The organism is Fodinicurvata sp. EGI_FJ10296, assembly GCF_040712075.1.
Classification (GTDB): Bacteria; Pseudomonadota; Alphaproteobacteria; order DSM-16000; family Inquilinaceae; genus JBFCVL01.
In genome coordinates this window covers 1-19,692 of record NZ_JBFCVL010000012.1, presented here as the reverse complement: position 1 = coordinate 19,692, position 19,692 = coordinate 1, and the positions used below count along the sequence as shown (strand labels likewise).

At 63.1% G+C, this 19,692-nt stretch carries 19 protein-coding genes; 11 read left to right on the top strand and 8 right to left on the bottom strand.

From position 1 onward, the window contains the following. Positions 1-81 precede the first annotated feature (81 nt). The 5 genes from ABZ728_RS21045 (at position 82) to ABZ728_RS21025 (ending at position 4,446) form a co-directional block, all read left to right on the top strand. Positions 82-468 carry a RidA family protein gene (locus ABZ728_RS21045; protein ID WP_366658364.1) on the top strand — a complete coding sequence of 129 codons (387 nt, stop codon included), beginning with the start codon at positions 82-84 and terminating at the stop codon, positions 466-468. Between the two features lie 28 nt (positions 469-496). Then, positions 497-1,474 (top strand): zinc-binding dehydrogenase, encoded by a 978-nt coding sequence (locus ABZ728_RS21040; protein WP_366658363.1) that lies wholly within the window; start codon positions 497-499, stop codon positions 1,472-1,474. 252 nt (positions 1,475-1,726) lie between these two features. Then, entirely contained in the window at positions 1,727-2,761 is a 1,035-nt protein-coding gene (locus ABZ728_RS21035; RefSeq protein WP_366658362.1) for an ABC transporter substrate-binding protein, read from the top strand. A 120-nt stretch (positions 2,762-2,881) separates the two neighbouring features. Beyond that, positions 2,882-3,670 (top strand): ABC transporter ATP-binding protein, encoded by a 789-nt coding sequence (locus ABZ728_RS21030; protein ID WP_366658361.1) that lies wholly within the window; start codon positions 2,882-2,884, stop codon positions 3,668-3,670. Then, positions 3,667-4,446 carry an ABC transporter permease gene (locus ABZ728_RS21025; RefSeq protein WP_366658360.1) on the top strand — a complete coding sequence of 260 codons (780 nt, stop codon included), beginning with the start codon at positions 3,667-3,669 and terminating at the stop codon, positions 4,444-4,446. Before ABZ728_RS21030 ends, ABZ728_RS21025 begins: the two co-directional genes overlap by 4 nt. A gap of 395 nt (positions 4,447-4,841) precedes the next feature. On the opposite strand, the gene ABZ728_RS21020 is transcribed toward ABZ728_RS21025, so the two are convergent. Further along, positions 4,842-5,933, bottom strand: a complete 1,092-nt coding sequence (locus ABZ728_RS21020) for a cyclic nucleotide-binding domain-containing protein (protein ID WP_366658359.1) — start codon at positions 5,931-5,933, stop codon at positions 4,842-4,844. Between the two features lie 193 nt (positions 5,934-6,126). Here ABZ728_RS21020 and ABZ728_RS21015 point away from each other — a divergent pair, with 193 nt between their 5' ends. Further along, positions 6,127-7,653, top strand: coding sequence for a radical SAM protein (locus ABZ728_RS21015; protein ID WP_366658358.1), 1,527 nt, complete (start codon positions 6,127-6,129; stop codon positions 7,651-7,653). Here the strand turns inward: ABZ728_RS21015 and ABZ728_RS21010 are convergent. From ABZ728_RS21010 to ABZ728_RS20990, 5 genes are all read right to left on the bottom strand, one after another. After that, a complete protein-coding gene (locus tag ABZ728_RS21010) occupies positions 7,650-8,678 on the bottom strand; it encodes a glycosyltransferase family 1 protein (RefSeq protein ID WP_366658357.1) in 1,029 nt (342 codons plus the stop codon). The genes ABZ728_RS21015 and ABZ728_RS21010 overlap by 4 nt on opposite strands. A 62-nt stretch (positions 8,679-8,740) precedes the next feature. Further along, complete coding sequence (locus ABZ728_RS21005; RefSeq protein WP_366658356.1) at positions 8,741-10,498, bottom strand: NAD(P)-binding domain-containing protein; 1,758 nt, start codon at positions 10,496-10,498, stop codon at positions 8,741-8,743. A 124-nt stretch (positions 10,499-10,622) separates the two neighbouring features. Beyond that, on the bottom strand, positions 10,623-11,339 hold the full coding sequence (locus ABZ728_RS21000) for a GntR family transcriptional regulator (RefSeq protein WP_366658354.1): 717 nt from the start codon (positions 11,337-11,339) through the stop codon (positions 10,623-10,625). 96 nt (positions 11,340-11,435) lie between these two features. Then, positions 11,436-12,605, bottom strand: coding sequence for a M20/M25/M40 family metallo-hydrolase (locus tag ABZ728_RS20995; protein WP_366658353.1), 1,170 nt, complete (start codon positions 12,603-12,605; stop codon positions 11,436-11,438). Continuing rightward, a complete protein-coding gene (locus tag ABZ728_RS20990; RefSeq protein WP_366658352.1) occupies positions 12,602-13,066 on the bottom strand; it encodes a PaaI family thioesterase in 465 nt (154 codons plus the stop codon). Before ABZ728_RS20990 ends, ABZ728_RS20995 begins: the two co-directional genes overlap by 4 nt. A gap of 222 nt (positions 13,067-13,288) precedes the next feature. On the opposite strand from ABZ728_RS20990, the gene ABZ728_RS20985 reads away from it, so the two are divergent. Next, complete coding sequence (locus ABZ728_RS20985; RefSeq protein WP_366658351.1) at positions 13,289-14,872, top strand: class I adenylate-forming enzyme family protein; 1,584 nt, start codon at positions 13,289-13,291, stop codon at positions 14,870-14,872. Positions 14,873-14,878: 6 nt separating this feature from the next. Here ABZ728_RS20985 and ABZ728_RS20980 read toward each other — a convergent pair whose 3' ends face one another. After that, complete coding sequence (locus ABZ728_RS20980) at positions 14,879-15,571, bottom strand: RES family NAD+ phosphorylase (RefSeq protein ID WP_366658350.1); 693 nt, start codon at positions 15,569-15,571, stop codon at positions 14,879-14,881. Continuing rightward, positions 15,568-15,978, bottom strand: coding sequence for an MbcA/ParS/Xre antitoxin family protein (locus ABZ728_RS20975; RefSeq protein WP_366658349.1), 411 nt, complete (start codon positions 15,976-15,978; stop codon positions 15,568-15,570). The genes ABZ728_RS20980 and ABZ728_RS20975 overlap by 4 nt, the downstream gene beginning before the upstream one ends. A gap of 148 nt (positions 15,979-16,126) precedes the next feature. Between ABZ728_RS20975 and ABZ728_RS20970 the strand changes: the two genes are divergently transcribed. The 4 genes from ABZ728_RS20970 to ABZ728_RS20955 all read left to right on the top strand — a co-directional run bounded on the left by ABZ728_RS20970 (position 16,127) and on the right by ABZ728_RS20955 (position 19,400). Then, a complete protein-coding gene (locus ABZ728_RS20970) occupies positions 16,127-16,870 on the top strand; it encodes a hypothetical protein (protein ID WP_366658347.1) in 744 nt (247 codons plus the stop codon). Beyond that, a complete protein-coding gene (locus ABZ728_RS20965; protein WP_366658346.1) occupies positions 16,867-18,363 on the top strand; it encodes an amidohydrolase in 1,497 nt (498 codons plus the stop codon). The genes ABZ728_RS20970 and ABZ728_RS20965 overlap by 4 nt, the downstream gene beginning before the upstream one ends. A gap of 86 nt (positions 18,364-18,449) precedes the next feature. Next, complete coding sequence (locus tag ABZ728_RS20960) at positions 18,450-19,151, top strand: SRPBCC family protein (RefSeq protein WP_366658345.1); 702 nt, start codon at positions 18,450-18,452, stop codon at positions 19,149-19,151. Between the two features lie 66 nt (positions 19,152-19,217). Then, entirely contained in the window at positions 19,218-19,400 is a 183-nt protein-coding gene (locus ABZ728_RS20955; RefSeq protein ID WP_366658344.1) for a hypothetical protein, read from the top strand. Positions 19,401-19,692: the final 292 nt, after the last annotated feature.

Here is a 19,692-nt window from a genome sequence, read left to right as displayed (position 1 = left end):
GTCGCATTCGAGTGTGTGTCGCAAGCTTTGGGCCGGATCGAAGGGGCGTGCCTGACGTCCGAAACCTGGGAGTATCGTGAAATGAAGCGCCATAATCCGCCGACGATCTCGCCGCCGCTCGGTCAGTACAGCCACGGGGTCGAAGTGCCGGCAAACGCCCGCCGCCTGTATATTTCGGGCCAGGTCGGCGTCGGCCCCGACGGGACGATCCCGCCGGACAGCGAGGCGCAGATGGAGATCATCTGGACGAATATCCATGCAACCCTGGCCTCGGCCGGCATGACTGCCGCAGATATCGTGAAGGTTACGACCTACATCACGCGGGCTGAGGATTTCGCAGTGCATCCACGGGTGAGGGCGCGGCATCTGGGCGACAATCATGCCTGTGCCACCGGGCTGCTGGTCGCCGGTCTGGCGAAGCCGGAACTGCTCGTCGAAATCGAGGTCGTCGCGGCCCGCGCGGACTGACCGCGCCACGCGCCAACAGGGGGTGAATATGAAAGCAGCCGTCATCGAAAGCCAGGGCGGACTCGACGTACTGAGCTATCGCGACTGGCCGGATCCGGTTCCCGAATCCGATGAAGTCGTCATCCGCGTCAAGGCGGTCGGCCTCAACCATCTGGATGTCTTCGTGCGTCGCGGCATGCCGGGATTTCCGGTGCCGATGCCATTCATATCCGGTGGCGACATCGCCGGCGTCGTGGAGTCGGCCGGCGCCGATGTCTCCGGCTGGAAATCGGGTGACCGGGTCGTCGTCAATCCGGCCACGGCCAAGGGCATGCTGGGCGAAGAACGCCTGGGCGGGCTTGCCGAACGGGTCGCGGTCCCGGCCGCCAACCTCATCGCCATGCCGGATAGCCTCGATTTCCGCACGGCGGCCGCCATGCCGATCGCCTATGGCACGGCCCAACGGATGCTGACGACGATTGGCAAGGTTCAGCCCGGCGAACTCATGCTCGTGCTTGGCGCCAGTGGCGGCGTCGGTACGGCCTGCGTCCAGATTGGTCGCCATTTGGGCGCACGGGTGATCGCCGCCGCCGGCTCGCAGGAGAAATGCCGGCAATTGGCGGATTTGGGTGCCGAATACACGATCGATTACGGCCAGGACGATTTCAGCCGCGAAGCCTGGCGCATATCGGGCAAGAAGGGCGTCGATGTTGCCGTAAATTTCACCGGCGGCGACACCTGGGTGCCGACATTAAAGGCACTTCGCCCAAGAGGGCGGCTGCTGACCTGCGGCGCGACGGCGGGACACGACCCGGTCACCGACCTGCGTTATCTCTGGGTTCGCGAACTGCAGGTGCTGGGGTCGAACAGCTACTCCCAGGACGACATTGCACAGTCGATCCAACTTGCGGCCGACGGGCACTTGGCTCCGGCGATCAATTGCGTACTGCCGCTGTCTGACATCGTCGAGGCGCACCGAATGATCGAGGATCGCAGCTTGTTCGGCAAGATTATCATGGAACCCTGAGCCCGGCCTCTAGATGGTTGTCGAATTTCAGAGTCGATCCTGCGGCCGAAAAATGGATACAATGATACAGACGTTCGGTCAAAAGATCGGCGTCCGGAACTGAAGCGCCTTTTCTTTTGGAAAGGCGTATTCGGGAATGGAACAATAATTGCGTCGGCCGGGAACGACACCGACAATGGGTCAACCGACGCGGCGGATGACCGGCCCTCGTCCGGGCATTCAACGTCAGATCTGCAGAACTGGGAGCATCAAATGAAAAACCGAAACAGGATCGCCTTTTCCGTTTCCACGGCCATTCTGGCAATGGCCGCCATGGCGCCGGCCGACGCCCGCGCGCAGGACGAGGTGGACATCGCATTCACGCTCGACTGGGTCGCGCAGGGCCCGCACGGCATTTTCTTCCATGCCAAGGACGCCGGATATTACGAGGAAGAAGGGCTGAACGTCACGTTCGATCCGTCTCAGGGGTCAGGCGACGCAGCGAACCGGATCGCCGGTGGCTCGCACGATATGGGCTTTCCCGACATCAACTCGCTGATCGAGTTCAATTCGCAGAATCCCGATAATGCCATTCAGACCGTTCTGATGGTCTATAACAGCGGACCGTTCTCGATCTTCACCATGGCCGACAGCGATATCCAGGAAATATCCGACCTTGAAGGCCACACCCTGGGCGCCCCGTCGTTCGACGCCAGCATGCGCTTGTTCCCCGCGGTGGCGGCGGAACTCGGCATGGATATGGATGCGATCAACATCGAGAACATGTCACCGCAGCTTCGTGAAACGATGCTGGTGCGCGGCGATGTGGATGCCATCACCGGCCATGTCTGGTCGTCGCTTCTGAACATCGTGCAAACCGGCACGCCGGAAGAAGACGTCCGATACTTCCTTTATGGCGATGTCGGCATCGATTTCTATGCCAACGGCGTTGCGGTCTCCAGCGAGTTCCAGCAGGAGCACCCCGAAGCAGTCGAAGGCTTCATCCGTGCCACGATTCGCAGCGTCAAGGACATTGTCGAAAATCCTGAACTGGCGATCGATGCCGTCATGGAATTCGAGCCGCTTCTCGACCGCGACATCGAGCGTGCGCGCCTCGATCTGGCCCTGGAATGCTGCCTGGTGACCGAGACGGTTCAGGAGATCGGTTTCGGCGCAATCGATCCGGACCGGTTCGAAGAGGCGCTCGTCAAGGTGGTCGAGGCGTTCGGCCTGGACAGGGCACCCAGCGTCGACGAGATGTATAACCCCGACTACCTGCCGCCCGCCGAAGAGCGGATGATTCAGTAACGATCCGTCGTGAAATCGGGGTCGGCCCCGTGCCGGCCGGTTCCACTGTGATCGCCGCCGGCCGCTTCGTCCGCGGCCGGCGGTTTCCATTATAGATCAATCAAGACAGGCGGGGATCAATTGAGCTTCGTACAACTGGAAGACGTCGCCCTGGCCTATGGCAATGGCGGGCAAAGGACAGTCGCCGTGGAATCCCTCGATCTGACGATCAAGAAGGGCGAGTTCGTCGCCATCGTCGGGCCCAGCGGCTGCGGGAAATCTTCTCTGCTCAAGCTCGTTTCGGGTCTGATGCCGCCCACCGGCGGCCGGGTGGTCGTCAATGGGGAAACCATCACCAAGCCGGTCAAGATCGTCGGCATGGCCTTTCAGAATGCAACCCTGCTGCCCTGGCGGACGGCTATCGACAATGTTCTGCTGCCGCTTGAAATCGTAAGGCCGCACCGCAGCAGCTTTCGTCGCGACTACGATCGGAACCGGGCCAAGGCTGAGAAACTTCTCGCCACCGTCGGCCTGGAAGGATTTGGCGACAGATTTCCCTGGCAGCTTTCCGGCGGCATGCAGCAGCGCACGCAGCTTTGCCGCGCCTTGATCCATGAACCGGAATTGCTGCTGCTGGACGAGCCGTTCGGCGCTCTGGATGCCTTCACCCGCGAAGAATTGTGGAACGTTTTGCAAACGCTTTACCTGGATCGGGAGTGTACGGTCATGCTGATCACCCATGACCTGAGGGAAGCGGCTTATCTGGCCAATCGTGTCGCCATCATGTCCGCGCGGCCTGGACGAATCATCGAGGACTGGGAGGTTCCGCTGGGGCGACCGCGCGATCTTGAGGATCTGTTCCGGCCGGAAATGGTCGATCTGGTTCACGAAATGCGCAACAAGATCCAGCATGGAAGGCAGGTGGCATGAACGACCAAACCCAACAAACACTTGCACCCTGGATCGCCACGATCCTGTTCTTCGGTCTCTGGGAACTGACCTGCCGGGTCTTCGATATCGACACCTTCATTCTGCCGGCGCCGAGTGATGCCATGGGTGCGATGTGGGAAAACTGGGGCCCGCTCTGGCACCATTCGCTGATCACGCTCTACACCACGGCAATCGGGTTTGCTTTGGCCGTCGCATTCGGCATGGCGCTGGGCATTGCCGTCGGCGCGTCGGCGACCCTGTATCATGCGATTTACCCGTTGCTGATTGCCTTTAACAGCATTCCCAAAGTAGCGATCGTTCCGATTCTGGTCGTTTGGTTCGGTATCGGTCCCACGCCATCGATCCTGACCGCATTTTCGATCTCGTTCTTCCCGATCGTGGTCAATGTCGCGACGGGTTTGGCCACGATCGAGCCCGAATTGAAAGACGTCCTCCGGTCACTGGGCGCGGGAAAGCTCGACATCATGCTGAAGGTCGGTATTCCGCGCTCGCTGCCTTATTTCTTTGCCTCGCTCAAGATTGCGATAACCCTGGCGTTTGTCGGCGCCGTCATCGCCGAGACCATCGCCGGCAGTTCCGGGATCGGCCATTTGATGTTGATCGCCAGTTCCAGCTTCCGCGTGCCTCTGGTCTTCGCCGGGCTGTTTGTGATCAGCGCCATGGGCATCGGAATGTATGTGATCTTCTCGTTGATAGAACGGCGCATGACCGGCTGGGCGACCCGCAGCGAGAACAACTTCGCCACCGGGGGCTAAAGATCTGGGGGGCAGCACGGCCAGGAATTTCCCTGCCCCGGATGCGATGCAACATGAAATGTTGCTTTGCTGATCCGGCAACTGTGTTTATTGCCTCAGCATCCGCCCCCTATCTCATCCCCGGAAGCACGAAGTGCTGTCCGGGGCCTACACGTTCCGCGAGAGCCCGGCCCGCGTTTCGTCCGCCGAGAGCCACGGCACCCGATCCCGGGTCTGCAGCGCGTCACTTCGCGCCGCGCTGCGCACGGGAATTGGAGAAGGTGGAAAGCGCCCCGGACCACCTTTTCCTGCCCCGGATAGCGCTGCATGCTTCCTGTCTATTCGATTTCGGCTCAACAAACACAGTTGCCTGATCAGTGTCGGGGGCGATCAGGGTGGCCGGGGCATGGCCGCCCTCAGAGCGCGACCAAAAGAGCTGCCAGCACGCCGAACCAGTAGTGCATGATCACCACGCCTGCCAGGTTCTTCTGATAGTGGTATACATAGCCGAAAACGATACTTGCGAAGAAGGTCAGCACGACGGCGTCCAGGCCGAATGCCACGTGCAGACTGGCAAAGATCGTGCTGGCCAGCAGAACGGCCCGATGTCCCTTGGTATCGTTGAAAAACTTGACGAAGAGACCCTGAATGAGGCCACGTGCGCCGATCTCCTGGATGACGGTGTGCAGAAAATACTGGATCAGGAACAGTGTCGTGATCTGGACCGGACGGTCCTCCGGCCCGGGCGGGGCGCGAAAGAACAGCATGTAGATGATCGCCGGAGACGACAGAACCGCGCAGAAAACGAGCGATTGCCAGACCGAGCGCCAGAGGCCTTCGCGCTTGATGCCCATCTGGGCAAGCGGGATCTTCAGAAATCGGATGATAAGGAGGCAGGGAATCGCGAGCAGGAGCACGGCCTGCCAGGAAAATCCGGGATCATAGACATCTTCCACGTAATCTTCGGCCACGAGATAAAAAATCGATGTGGAGATGACGAAGATTGCGATGGTGAAGATCAGAAAATGGCCAAACTGATTTTGCAATGCGCGGGCTTCAAGTTTCGCCCGCATGCTCTCCAGCATTTCGTCGCTAAGCTTGCGGACGCGTTTGACCGCAACGGTTGCCAGTGCCGCCTTGAGTTCGTTGACAACGACGCGGTCATCCACGCGATCCATATGGATGCGAATGATCGAACAGGGCGTGCGCGCCCTGACCGAAGCTGACCTTGGTCCGGCATCGAGATAGGCAATTTCTCCGATGCAGTCGCCCGCGTCGATCACACTCAGTTCAACGTCACCGCTGCCATCGGGGTCATTGCGAAACGCCTGCGCCGTGCCGGACATCAGAAGAACCAGATCGCTGCTGCGCTCGCCCTCGTGCAGTATGATGTCGCCTGCGGCAACATCAGATTGTTCCGACACACCCGCGACTGCGTCCAGCGCCCCGGCTTCCAGGGTGCGAATGGCAGGATTCGTCAACAGGTGGTCGCGCAAGCTTTGGTTCATCGTTGGGTTCCCGTCGAATTGCGCCGACACTCTGCCCGCTGATGCACTTTGAAACAATGAACCAACAACAAAATTCGCCTCTCGCAACTGCTGCGATCGCGTGCAACCGGTACGTTTACGCCGCGCTGAATTGGCAATTGCCGACCGATGCGATTACGCTCTCGCCTCGAAAGCAACGTCAAGAGGTGTACCGATGAACGACGGCGCGAAACATCGGGTGCTTGTCATCAACGCCTATTTCGACCCCTGGCGCATGGCAACGCCAACCCGGCTGTTCGTGCCGCGCGCCATGGCGCCCTATTTTCTGGCGGGGCACTTCAACCGCCAGATCTGCGAGGTGCGGGTCTGGGACGAGGCTTTTCACGGCGCCTTCGTCGACAGGCGGCTGTTTTCATGGCCGGATATGGTCGTCTTTACCGGGCTGACCGCGTCGTTTGATCGTGCGCGGCAGTTGGCCGCGTATTTCCGTTGCGGCAATCCAAAGGCTGTAACGGTCATTGGCGGTCCGATTCCACGGGCCTTGCCGGGTATCTGCAAGACAGTCTTCGATCATGTCTGCATGGGCGACGCGGAACAGATCGCCCAGGTCATCCAAGACTTGCTGGGCAAGGACGCCGTCGACCCGGCGGGGGCGCCGCGCTTTGACATGACGGGCCCGAAAATGGGGCTGGGATTCGTCGAAACGACGACGAACTGCAATTTTGCCTGTTCCTTCTGCTCGTTGACAGGTGAAAGCCGCCCTTATCTCGCGCACTCGGACGACTCTATTACCCGGCAGATGGACGCGATGGGCCGGGTCAAGGGTGTGATGGTCCTGGACAACAATTTCTTCGGCAGCAACCGCAAGGGCTTTGAACACCGGGTCAAGCTGCTGGGCGATCGCTGGCGCGCCGGCCAGTTCCGGGGTTGGGCGGCGTTGGTGACCGGGGACTTCTTCAAACGCCCCGACAACCTGAAACTTGTGGCCGAGAACGGCTGTCTGGGTCTGTTCTCCGGGGTGGAGTCGCTCGACCCGGAGGTGCTGAAGACATTCAACAAGAAACAGAGCCTTGCGTCGGATCCCCTGTCGCTGGCACAGGCCTGCGCAGAACACGGGATCCAGTTCGACTACGGTTTGATCGTGGATTTTGCCCAGCAGACCATGGCCGAGGTGGATGCGCAGATCGATGGTCTGATCCGCGATCACAGGATGCCGATGCCGGGGCTGCTGTCGCTGACGATTCCGATCGTCGGGACGCCCTATTTCGACACGTCGATATCTGCGGGACGGATGATGCCGGGCGTGTTGCTCAGCGATATGGACGGTCAGAAGTTGGTGGAATGGCCCCGGGAACCGGTCGGGCAGGTTAAAGCGTTCCTGCGCGACATGCTCCGGATGCGGGGCCGAAAGCTCGCCTTGATGCGCCATGTGATGCGCCATGCATGGCACTGGCGAAAGGCGCTGCCCGCCGAACTGACGGCCCTTTCCGTGGTGCGGCCCTTGCATCGCTTCGGGCCGAGGATCGGGTTGGGTAGCCCTGCACAGATGCGCCAGACGTGGCAGGAGCCGCGTCTGACCTATTCGGCTACGACCGACGCTCGACGATTGGCCTATCGCCCCTTGATCCGCATGCCAGACCGTTTTGCCGCCGATTTCGAACCGCTCGCCGTGACGGACGGACAAGGCAGGCTGACCGATGCGTTCGAGCAGGCCCGTGCGCAGCCCGATCGCGTGGGTTAGGCAGCGATCACCGACTGGGGTTCGGCGACTGAGAGGTTGTTCAGAAAGAACTCGGTGCAGGCGGCCCAGGATCGGCCTTCGGCCGTGGACCGGCGGCCGGCACGTGGCAATTCAAGCGCGGCCAGCGCGGCGGTGCGGAGGTTTTCCGACAAGACGCCCGTCTGCCACTGCGTCACCACATCGAGAGGCCCCATCACGGGATAGGCTGCCACCGGCAAACCGGCGGCTTGCGCCTCGAGCAGGACCAGGCCGAAGGTGTCGGTGCGCGAGGGGAACACGAACACATCCGCATCGGCATAGCAGTGGGCCAGATCGCCGCCCGATTTCGCGCCGGTGAAATGCACTGCCGGATAGTTCCGCCGCAAGCGCACCAGTTGCGGCCCATCACCCACGACCACCTTGGTGCCCGGCAGATCGAGATCCAGAAAGGCCGGCAGGTTCTTTTCCACCGCGACACGCCCGGTGTTCAGCCATATCGGACGAGCCAGACCGTGGAAGATGCCGCGATCCGGCATGGGCCGGAACAGTCCGGTATCCACGCCACGCGGCCAAAGCATCAGATTGCGGAACCCGCGCGCCGCAAGGTCGCGGCGCAGCGTTTCGGTTGCCACCATGCAGCCGGCGCCGCGATTGTGAAACCGCCGCAGCCAAGCGTAGACCGGCCCTTTCGGGACGGGCAGGCGGGCGGCGATGTATTCGGGAAACCGGGTGTGATAGCTGCTGGTATAGCTGCGCCCGCGTCGACGCAGCGCCGCGGCGGCCAAAAGCCCCAGAGGCCCCTCGGTAGCGATGTGGACGTGGTCGGAAGCAGACTCGGTGATGATCCGGTCCAGCGTCCCACTGGTCGTCACCGACAGCCGGATGTCGGGATAGGTGGGGCAAGGCACGCTGGAAAAGCCTTGCGGGCTCAGAACATCTGCGGCTACCGATTTGTCCGCCAGCGCGGCAATCGTATGCTCCAGCGTCCGAACGACGCCGTTCACCTGTGGGTGCCATGCATCGGTGACAAACAGAATCCGTTTCACTCGGTCGCCTGCCTCGCCAGAGACACGGCCAAGGTCGGTTCGGAACGGCAAGAAGCGGACATTCACGCAGCTTTGCGGGGTCTGGTTGGCGCGGCGCCGTCTTCACCTGCCGGCTGGTCCGCGCGACACGCAACGGCGACCGTATCGCGCAATCCGATCGCCCGTCCGTCGCGGGCGATGCGCCGCCGCGCGAACCAGTCGAAAAGACGGTCGAGCGCCAGCAGACGCGGAATCCCCAATACAACAGCATAGGTCAGGACATAGCGCGGCAGGGATGTATTGGCCCGCCGCTTGTATCCGAACGGCATCAGGGAGACGATCCTGTCCATGCGTTCGCGTTCAGCCGCGCCCGCGCCGCCCAGCAACGACCGCAGCAGCAGGGGTGTCAGAGGCAAACGGATGACGCGCGAGAAACCACGCCAGTCGCGAAGCGGAGGGAAGTGACGGAAAAGAAGGTGAGCCTCGTGGCGCGCCCCACCGAGGAGGCGAAGCATGTTCCGGGTATAGAGAAACGGGCAGGTGACGTTCCGATTGGACCGCGCATGCCCGAACGTGGCATCCATTTCGGCGGCTTCCGCTTCGGCTTCGGACCAGCGTGCCTCCCTGTCCGGAAGGGGCAAGTCGCCGGACCAGACCTTCTGCGCATACATGCACTGCAATTCGATCATGTAGGGCAGCGAAAGGATCGTGGGCCGCGCAAGCCCGAAAAATGAGACCGACGGATCGTCAGGATGAAACACCAGCTTGAAGAGCTTGTTTGACGGAACCTCACGGATGTTTTCCGGCAGAAACGAGACGTCGGACATGTACCCGAAACAGCAGATGACATGGGTGGCCCGCGCCGTGCGGCCATCCTCGAACGCCACGATGTCGCCCTCGCACGCGGTAATGGCGCGAGCGGGCGTAACCCGCCCGTTCCACACATGGTCCAGCGCATGGGCGTTCTTGTTGAAGAATTGCTTGAACCACGGAATGTCGTTGCACCATTCCGCCACGCCGTGGCCCTGATAGGAAAGCACGCTACCTGATGACGCAAGATTGCAGCGATAGCGCATCCCGGGCTTGCCGCGTTCGGGTGGGCTGAAGATGCCCACCACGGCGGAAGAATATTCGTCCAGCGCGATGTCGTGGCGGTCGTATTCCCCCGCTTTCTGGCCGTGCCGCAGCGGTACCTTGCGAAAAAAGTGCTGCCCGCCCCTGATGGCCCATGTCACCCTTGCGCCGGTCTGGTTTGCCAGGTCATTCACGATGTCGGATGCGGTTTCACCGCCGCCATAGACGATGACATGATCGTCTTGGCCGATCTGCAGGTCGGCAGGATGCTTGATATCCCCGGCATGGATGATCTGGCCGGTGAAGTCGGCCGCAGGGCCGGTGATGGGGCGTTTGCGCTGGTGAACACCGGTGCAAACGGCAATGCGATGAGCCCGGAACACGCGGCCGTCGGCAGCCTCCACACGCCATTCACCGTTGGTTTTGTGGGCGCGTGCCACATGCACCCCCGTTTCGATGAACGGCGTCAGTCCAAATGCGTCAGCGTAAGAGTGCAGATAGGCCAAAGCATCGTCGTGGCGGAACAGGTTCCCCGCCTCGGGGCTCATGGCGAAATCGGAGGCTTCGGTTACATGGCGCGACGACGAGGACACGGTGTTGCGCATGACAGTGATCGTCCGGGGATCGTCGCTGTAATTCCACACGCCGCCCGGAGCCTCGCGCTTTTCAAGGATTTGCACCGAGAGACCCGCAGCCCGGGCATATTTCGCTGCATAAAGCCCTGCCCAGCCCGCACCAATCACAACAAGATCTGTCAGACGCGCCATGCATTTTCACATTTGATTGCCTAACCCACCCTAACATATGTTGCACGATCCACCGTGGCGCGCAATCCATACATGTGTTCCCGGGAGCAGGCGCGTGATGTCGGGACGGCAGGCGAGACTCCGGTCATCTTGACAGGGCGCCCGCCGGGCCGCTGCCGGGTTTTGAGTCCGCGGAGGAACCGGCCGCGGGAATGACATTGCGCGCATCGCTCAGGCAATGGGCAATGTTGTGGGCATTGGCCATGACGTGTTTGCGCATGCAATCCTCGGCGACATCGGGGTCACCCTGCCGTATGGCGTCGAGTATGACCTCGTGCTCGTAACCGGGAATTTCCCGTTCCTGAAAATGCGCAGTGTAGAGCCTGAGATACGGCACGATGGTGATGCGCAATCGCTTGATTTCCGCGCAAAGGCGGGGCCGCCGGCTCCATCCGCACAGGAACTCGTGAAATTCGTCGTGACGGTCGATCCACACGAGGTGATCGTTTTCCGAACGGCGCATCTTTTCCAGATAGTGGTCGAGATCGTGCAACCCGTCGTCGCCGATGTTCGGGGTCGCCAGACGTACGGCCACGCCTTCCAGCGCCGCCCGCATTTCGAAGAATTCCAGAATGTCGTCAGCGGTCAGCAGCGTCACGCTGGCGCCGCGGTTGGGGTGGATCGTGACCAGCCCCTCGCTGTCCAATTGGCGCAGCGCCTCGCGCACCGGCATCCGGCTCAGTCCCATGGTCTCGGCAATGTGCTCCGGCTTGAGGCGCATGCCGCCCGGGTATTCGCCGAGGATGATCCGATCCCTCAGGAACTCGTAAGCCTGGTGCTGGGCCGTCGCGAATATCTTCATGATTGAGATGCCTACCGATATCTTTCCGTTCGTGCCGACCGTCAACGATTAGCATACCTGAGGTCGGCAGATCGCCTGTCTTTGCACGGAATGAGGCTATAAACACAATGCATCGATCAATGCGCGGTATCGGCGCGCGCCCTCGACCAGCGCCGACAAGGCCACATGCTCTTCTTCCGAATGAAACTGGTTCATGTCGCCCGGCCCCCACATGACGGCGCCGGCGCCTGCCTTCTGGAAATAGCCGGCGTCGAGTGCAGCCTGACTGAAGGCTGTCGATGGTGGCTCCAGGCCAATATCTGTGGCCGAGGCAGCAATGGCGCGAACCAGAGCCGAATCTGCCGGTTCGCGCGCCGGATACATGACCGGGCCGAGGGTGACGTCCACGGCCCATGGCGCCATCCCGTCCAGCGCGGTTCGGATTTCCGCCAGGGCGGTGTCGGGATCGTCGTCCGGCAGAAGCCGGCGATCGATCGTCATGCGCACCCGGTCCTGGATGGTATGGGTTGCGCCGGGTGAGCTTTCGATGGCCGTGACGGTGAGGGTACGGCGGCCCATCGTGCCGGTATCCTGCGGCCAGCTGTCTGCCAGGGCGTCGAGCCGGTCCATCGCCGCGCGCGCGCCCCGAATGGCGTCGATGCCGCGCTCGGGCGTGGAGCTGTGCGCCGCGCGGCCGGCGATCTCGACGTCCACGTCGATTCGGCCCCGGTTGCCGATCGCCACCGCCCCGCCCGTGCCCAGCACGATAACGGCGTGATCGGGATGACCGCCCAGATGATCCACGACGCTGGCCACCGCATCGTGCCGGCCGGTTTCACCCGCCGTGACGACGGCGAGCGAAACCCGTCCGGCCCTGGGGCCGCCATCGGCGTAAAGATACGCGAAAGCGGACAGCGCCGAGGCCATCGCGCCCTTCTGTTCGGAAACGCCGCGCCCGCGCAAACAGCTTTCGCCGTCGATGTCGATCAGTTCACCATCAAATGGTCCGGTCATGCGGCCGGCGGGATGGGTCATCGCATAACAGACGAACATCAGATGAGGGCCGGTTTCGGTGTCGCCAATGCCGGCAATCAGATTGCCCATGCCGTCGCGCTCGAAGCCGATCCCGCGCGCACTCAGCCACGGTGCGATCACGTCGGAAATCAGCGAGACGACGGCGGGGTCGGCTTCCATTTGGTCGGACTGTTCGCTCGGATGCCGGACGAGCGCCTGAGCCAGAGATACAATACCGGACGCTGCATCGGGGCTGGAAAGGGTGGCGGTCATTGTGCCGATCCCTGTCTGCGCGGTTTGGCATTTCCCGTCGGCCCGGTGGTCAGAAATGTCGCCCGGGCAACGGCGGCGGTCTTGCCGGCGTCGGTGGTGATTGTAACGTCGACAATCGCCAGCGTTTGGCCGCATTTCAGGATTGTCGCCGTTGCTGACAGGCGGGCGCCGTTGGCCGGGCGGAGATAGTCGAGGCGCAGGTCGACCGTGGGCACCGAATGTCCGACACGGGCCCGGACGGCGGCATGGGCGGTAAGGTCGGCCAGCGATGCCACGATGCCGCCATGGGCTGCCGGTTCGCCGGGCACGCGCCCCATTTCCGGGCGCACCGCCAGGGTGATCGTCACTGTCCCGGCCTCGGCGTTCAGTGCCTCGACCTTCGGGCGAAGAAAGCCGTGAAACGGCGCCAGATCGATGTCGGCTTGCAGATCCGCAAGGCTTTCGTGATTATTCCTGTCCATCTCAGTTCCCCATCCCGTCTGACGACCGGGCCACTACCATCAGGTCGATCATTCCACTGTTTTCCGCGTTCCGGTCCCGTTGCCGGGCATAGGGTGTCCGGGGGAGCGACGCGGGGACTCGACCGGCCGTCCATGCTAGTATAAATGTATCCATTTATCCAAAAAGAAGTTGCCGTCGCAAACGGCATTGGTACCGCAACCTGAGATCGGGATCTGCACGTCATGAATTTGGGGACGTTCTTCGCCGGCGCATTGTCGGCAACACCGGATCGAACGGCGATCATCGACGCCGGCCAATCGCCAGTCGACCGGCTTTCGTATGCCGAGCTGGATGCACGGATGTGCCGGATCGCCCGGGTTCTTCATGACGACGGCATCCGTCGCGGCGACCGCGTCCTGGTGCTGACCGGCAACCGCTGTCTGTTCGTCGAAGCATTCTTCGCCATCATGCGGATTGGCGCCGTGCCGGTGCCTCTGAACGTCGCCATGGCCGAGGCGACGCTGGACCATGTTCTGAGTGACAGCGGCGCCCGGGCCGCCGTCATCTCTGATGCCATCCGCCCTCAGTTGCTGGCGTCCCTGCAGGCCCATGCCCCGGTGACGATCTACGGCGAGGCGACGGCGTCCGCCGGTTCCGGCACGCCCGCCGGCGTCATCGACCTCAGGGCGCGGATGACCGCTTTCGGTACCGATCCGGCCGGCCCCCCGGTCGCACAGATGCAGGCGGACGATACAGCCATCCATACCTATACCTCGGGGTCGACGGGCGTCCCCAAGGGCGTGATCCTGACCCATGGCGGCATGCTGTGGAGCCTGGAGCACGCGCAGCGGCATTTGCCGGTGTCGCCGACAGCGCGCGGTCTGATCGCCCTGCCGATGTTTCACAAGAACGCCATGCGCGGCATCGTCAAACCGATGCTTTATGCCGGTGCCTCGATCGTCATTCTGCCGACGCTGGACGCCGAGAGTTTCTTTGCGGCGATCCATGACTACAAATGCACCTATACCAGTGGCGTACCGGCCGCGTTCAACATTCTGCACGCCGAGCGCCAAAGAGCCGAGGGACGCGATCTGTCCAGCCTGAGCATGATCGCGGTCGGCTCGGCAACAGTGTCGCCGGAGATGGTCGACCGGCTGACCCGGATCTTCCCCAATGCGGCAATCAAGGAAAGCTATGGTCTGACCGAGGGCGGGTCGCCGTTCTGGCCGCATCCCGACGGACTGCCGACGCCCGGCGGCAGTTGCGGCTATCTGGCTCCCGGTTATCAGGTGAAGCTGATCGACCCGTCGACCGGCGCCGAAGGCGACATCGGCGAACTCTGGATGAAGAGCCCCTATGTCGCGCGCGAGTACCACAATCTGCCCGACCTGACGCGCGAGCGGCTGCCCGATGGCTGGCTGAAAACCGGCGATCTGTTCGCCCGCGACGAGGCCGGCTTCTATTACTTCCGGGGCCGGACCGATGACATGTTCAATTGCGGCGGCGAGAACGTCTATCCCAAGGAAGTCGAGGATCTGCTGCTCGGCCATCCGGCGGTCGCCGAGGCCGTGGTCATGCCGATGCATCACGCCACCAAGGGCGCGGCACCGGCGGCGCTGGTCCGACTGGCGCCGGGCGAAACAGGGCAGGGGCAATCCGTGACGGCCGACGAACTGCGTGCGTTCTGCCTGGAAAACGCGCCGGCCTATCTGCATCCCAGGTATATCGCGTTCTGCCGCGATCTCCCGCTCAACCCCGCCGGAAAATACGACCGCGCCGCCATCAAACGGCTGCTGGAAGCCGACGGGGCGGTGCGGATTCTGTGAGGGCCGTCAGAGTGTGAAAATGGCGTTGGTCCGGCGGTTGCGGATCCTGTCGACCCGGCTGCCGTTCCAGTGATAATCGAAATGGTCGCCCTGCACAGGGATGGTCATGAGGTCGGGCCAGAAGATCGCCACGCATTCGCCGGACGGGCAGCGGACGCTGCGATAGACGATGCCGTTCGCGCCACTGTCGCGCAGGTGCCGCCCCAGGGCCTGCGACGGCCGATAGTCATCCGGCGCGTGGTACAGGTCGTGCGGCCGGACATCGTGCAGGTCGAGGTCGACACTGTTGGTGAGCATGCGGAACTGCGACGTCCAGCCCGGTTCTTCGCCGCTGTTGGCCATCGCCCGGCCGTGATGGTACGCCACCTCCCGGATGGCGACGTCTTCACGATTGCCGGCGCTGTAAACGCCATAGCTGCCATCGGTGAACCGCCCCGGCCGGTCGGTGCTGACATGGACGAAGGGCGCCATCAGATAGCTGGCCCCGGGTCCGCCGACGCGCCGGTTCGGCGGCACCAGATCAAGCTTGCCGATATGTGCCTGGATGCGCGGGTTGGTCTTGGATTCCGCCGAGGCCAGCGCCTCCCAGTCCTGTGGGTCGGCGATATCCTCGAACAGGTCGATCGGCGGATGGATCGAGCGGATCAGGCGCCATGCGGCAGGCCAGCGAACCCGGTTGCGGTCGATGCCCTCGGTCACCAGCCGCCGCGCTCGGCGTCGAGATATGCGCGAACACGCGCCAGCGAGAATATATCACCCTCTGCCATGATATCGGCCGGGCTGCGTCCGCCAAAGGCACGGTTGGCTTTCCTGACCCAGGCGTAGCCGCGCTGCGGGTCGGAAAACAGATAGCGCAGCCCCTTGTGGATGCCGATGAGCAGCGACAGACGCGTGGCGAGGTCGCGGTCGATGCGCCCGATCTCGCCAACCTTCCACCGTGCAAAGGTCCGCGCGGCGATGCCGCCCAGAATCTCGCGAGCCTCGGCGTCCGAAAGCCCCCACCTGTCGAAGAGGTTGATTGCCGCGCGCGCCATCGCTTTCGCCTCATCCGCCGTGATTTGGGCGCGGTCGGGGGCAGCTTGCGTATGCGGAACTTCGTGCAGCATGGTCGGTCTCCTTATGGCAAATATAGACAGAGTTATGCCATATGGCAAGTATCGATTTCGATCGCCGGGCCGCCCGAACTGATTGACGGGCTGCCCGATTTGGATAATTGTATCCAAAATGCGATCATATGCTGTTGAGGAGGCAAGTGTGGCCAATAGAGAGGCGCGGATCGGGCTGGTCGTACCGGCCAACAACGCGGTGATCGAGCCGGAACTGAACAGGGCGCTCGTGCCCGGCGCGGCGTTCTTCGCGACCCGCATTCTGGTCACGGGCGACCTTACGGAAGACGCCATTCACCGGATGGAAGCCGAGACCGACCGCGCCATCGACGAGCTGATGGCCACGGGCGTCGACGTGCTGGTCTATGCCGACATGGTGACCTCGTTCATTATGGGCGCGGCGTGGAATGCGGATCGCATGGCCCAGCTGGCCGAGGGCACCGGCGTTCCCTGCCTGTCGGCCTGGGCGACGCTGAACGATGCGCTGACGGCGCTGGGCGCGCGGCGTGTCGTCATCGGCTCGCCCTATCCGCGCAGCATCCACGCCATGGCGCGGCCGTTCTTCGCCGATGCCGGCTATACCGTGGTCGATGACGAGACCCTCGACATCCTTGCCGTCAGCGATGTGCCGCTGACACCGGCGTCGGCTGTAACCAGCCTTGCCGCCGGGTTGATGACCGACAGCGCCGACGCCGTCGTTCTGCTGGCCACCGATCTGCCGACATTCGGCGTCATTCCGGCGATCGAGAATGCGTTGGACAAGCCGGTGGTTTCCTCGAACCTGGCCCTTCTGTGGCGGGCGCTGCGGGCGGTCGGTGTAACGGCCCGGCCGCCGGTACCGATCGGCAGGCTTTTCGACACATCCGCACCCATCGCAGGAGTCCGTTCATGACCGACGATAAAACCATTCTGCGCGGTGCGCGCGTGCTCGACCCGCTGATGTCGGAGCCAGCCGCCCTCGATATCCTCGTTCAAGGCGACACCATTGTTGACCTGCTGGCGCCGGGTGAGGCCGTGAGCGAAAACGCGCGGGTGGTGGATCTTTCCGGACATCTGGTCCATCCCGGTCTGGTCAATGCCCACACCCACGCCCATGGCAGCATGAGCAAGGGCATGGGCGACCGCTGGACGCTGGAGCTGTTGCTGACGGCGGCGCCATGGGTCGGCGGCAATCGTACCGAAGAGGACAAGTTTCTGACCGCCCAACTGGGCGCGGCGGAAATGCTGATGAAAGGCTGCACGGCCGCCTACGACATGTTCTTCGAGTTCCCGGTGCCCTCTGTCGACGGCATGACCGCCGTCGGACGGGCGTATGACGAAACCGGCATGCGGGCCGTCGTGGCGCCGATGATTGCCGATCGGACATTCTTTCAGGCCATTCCCGGCCTGATCGACGCCATGCCGGAGGACGGTCGCGAGGCGGTGCGCGCGATGACCATGGCCCCGGCTGAAACCACGCTGGCCAATGTCGCCAGGGTACTGGAGAACTGGGCCTTCGACCGGGACCGGATCCGGCCGGCGCTGGCGCCGACGATCCCCCATCATTGCACGGACGATTTCCTGACCGGCACGCTGACGCTTGCCCGGGACCACGATGTCGCGATCCAGACCCATCTGCTGGAATCGAAGGTCCAGGCGCTGACCGGCATGAAGGTCTATGGCCATACCCTGGCCCGCCACATGGCGGAGATGGGCTTTTTCGACGGCCGATTCACCGCCGCCCACGGCGTCTGGCTCGACCCCGAGGACATGGCCCTGCTGGGCGATCACGGTTGCAGCGTCTCCCACAACCCGGGCAGCAATCTGCGCCTGGGCAGCGGCATCGCCGACACGCGCCGGATGCTCGACCTCGGCGTCAATCTCGGTATCGGCACCGATGGGGCCAACTGTTCCGACAATCTGAACATGTACGAGGCCATGCGCATGGCGGCCCTGGTCAGCCGGGTGTGCCATCTCGATCCGGGCCGATGGATTTCCACCGCCGAGGCGTTCCGCGCCGCCACCATCGGCAGCGCCCGGTCGCTGGGCATGGAATCGACGATCGGACGCATCGCGCCCGGCTACAAGGCCGATCTCGTCGCGCTGTCGCTGCGCCACCCGAACTGGATGCCGCTGAACAACGCCATCAATCAACTGGTGCTGACCGAAGACGGCACGGCGGTGCGCCATGTCATGGTCGGCGGCCGGATGGTCGTCAGCGACGGCGTTCTGCTGACGGTCGATTTCGATGCCCTCTACCGCCGGCTGGACGACGCGCGGGAACGCCTGGAGGTCGCCTGCCGCGACAACGAGGTGTTGTTCTACAAGCTGGAAAAGGCCGTCGCCAGCTTCTGTCCCGGTCTGGCGGCAACGCCCTATCATGTCGATCGGCACTGCATTCACTAGCAGCCATACCCGGCGTCCTGCCGGAACAATAGCGCTGGTTCGTCGTTCCACGGTCTGACGTCAATCGACCCAGACGGACGGGGACCATGAACCAGCGAAACGATCGCCGCTTCGACCATGGTGGCAGGACCGACCGTTCCCGCGCGCGTGCCGGGACGGGGATGGGGCTCGCGCTGTTGGCCTTCGCTGTTGGCGCCGGCACTTTTCTGGTGGCGCGCAGCGTCGCCGACGGTTCCTTGGCTTATGGCGGACGCTATACCGGGACGGCGCCGGCCAAGGCACTGCGGCGCTACAAGTCGCAGATGCGCGAAAAGACGCTTGTCGGCCGGACGGTGACCATCCGCCGGCCCCGCGAGCAGCTTTATGCCTTCTGGCGCGATTTCACCAGATTGCCGGACTTCATGGAAAACGTGCGCCGGGTCACCATTGTGGACGACACGCGGTCAAAATGGGTGATCGCCGGCCCCGGCGGGCAGGATATCGAATTCGGCGCCACCATCGTCGAGGAGCGGCCGAACGAGGTGATAGCCTGGCAGTCCGACGACGACGCGCCGGTGCGCAACAGCGGCCGGATCGAGTTCCGCGACGCGCCGGCCGGACGGGGGACAGAGGTCGCGGCGACCATTGCCTATGATCCGCCGGACGGCGCGATGGGCCGGCTCGCCGCGAAGATCTTTCAGCGGGAACCGAAAATCCAGGCACGGCGCGATCTGAAGCGGTTCAAGCAGCTCATGGAAGCTGGCGAAATCGCCAACACCGAACCCGGTCCCGCGGCGCCGCGGGCCTGAAAACGGAGATACCGATGAGAGCTCTGACCTGGCACGGCAAGAAGGACGTGCGCGTCGGGGCTGACGGTGCGCACGGGCCAGACGCCGGTCCACCGATACCTGCCCAAACTGCTGCAACTCGTGCAGGACGGCAAGATCGATACACGCTTCCTGATCAGTCACCACATGTCGCTGGAAGAGGGCCCAGAGGGATACCGCATGTTCGCCGAGGAGCAGGATCGCACGACCAAGGTCGTGCTGCGGCCCTGACCATCGACGCCTGAAACGCGAAGCGGCTCATCCGGGTCGGGGCCGGGGACAGGAATGGGAGGTTGCGCCGCCCGACCTTGCCGCTTCCGCCGTCACCAATTCCCGTGCGCTGCGCGGCACGGCAGTGACGCGCTGCAGACCCGGGATCTGGTGCGGTGGCTCTCGGCGATCCAAGCGCGAGCCGGGTTCCACCGGCGCGTGTGGACCCCGGACAGCACTTCGTGCTTCCGGGGAGGAGAAGGCGGCGGATGCGGTGTCAATAAACACAGTTGCCGGGAAAGGGAAGGGGGAG

Bases quoted from the DNA above. Each gene is read 5' to 3' on its own strand.
- ABZ728_RS21045 (WP_366658364.1), top strand. From the start codon at position 82: ATGAAGCGCCATAATCCGCCGACGATCTCGCCGCCGCTCGGTCAGTAC.
- ABZ728_RS21040 (WP_366658363.1), top strand. From the start codon at position 497: ATGAAAGCAGCCGTCATCGAAAGCCAGGGCGGACTCGACGTACTGAGC.
- ABZ728_RS21035 (WP_366658362.1), top strand. From the start codon at position 1,727: ATGAAAAACCGAAACAGGATCGCCTTTTCCGTTTCCACGGCCATTCTG.
- ABZ728_RS21025 (WP_366658360.1), top strand. From the start codon at position 3,667: ATGAACGACCAAACCCAACAAACACTTGCACCCTGGATCGCCACGATC.
- ABZ728_RS21020 (WP_366658359.1), bottom strand. From the start codon at position 5,933: ATGAACCAAAGCTTGCGCGACCACCTGTTGACGAATCCTGCCATTCGC.
- ABZ728_RS21015 (WP_366658358.1), top strand. From the start codon at position 6,127: ATGAACGACGGCGCGAAACATCGGGTGCTTGTCATCAACGCCTATTTC.
- ABZ728_RS21005 (WP_366658356.1), bottom strand. From the start codon at position 10,498: ATGGCGCGTCTGACAGATCTTGTTGTGATTGGTGCGGGCTGGGCAGGG.
- ABZ728_RS21000 (WP_366658354.1), bottom strand. From the start codon at position 11,339: ATGAAGATATTCGCGACGGCCCAGCACCAGGCTTACGAGTTCCTGAGG.
- ABZ728_RS20995 (WP_366658353.1), bottom strand. From the start codon at position 12,605: ATGACCGCCACCCTTTCCAGCCCCGATGCAGCGTCCGGTATTGTATCT.
- ABZ728_RS20990 (WP_366658352.1), bottom strand. From the start codon at position 13,066: ATGGACAGGAATAATCACGAAAGCCTTGCGGATCTGCAAGCCGACATC.
- ABZ728_RS20985 (WP_366658351.1), top strand. From the start codon at position 13,289: ATGAATTTGGGGACGTTCTTCGCCGGCGCATTGTCGGCAACACCGGAT.
- ABZ728_RS20975 (WP_366658349.1), bottom strand. From the start codon at position 15,978: ATGCTGCACGAAGTTCCGCATACGCAAGCTGCCCCCGACCGCGCCCAA.
- ABZ728_RS20965 (WP_366658346.1), top strand. From the start codon at position 16,867: ATGACCGACGATAAAACCATTCTGCGCGGTGCGCGCGTGCTCGACCCG.
- ABZ728_RS20960 (WP_366658345.1), top strand. From the start codon at position 18,450: ATGAACCAGCGAAACGATCGCCGCTTCGACCATGGTGGCAGGACCGAC.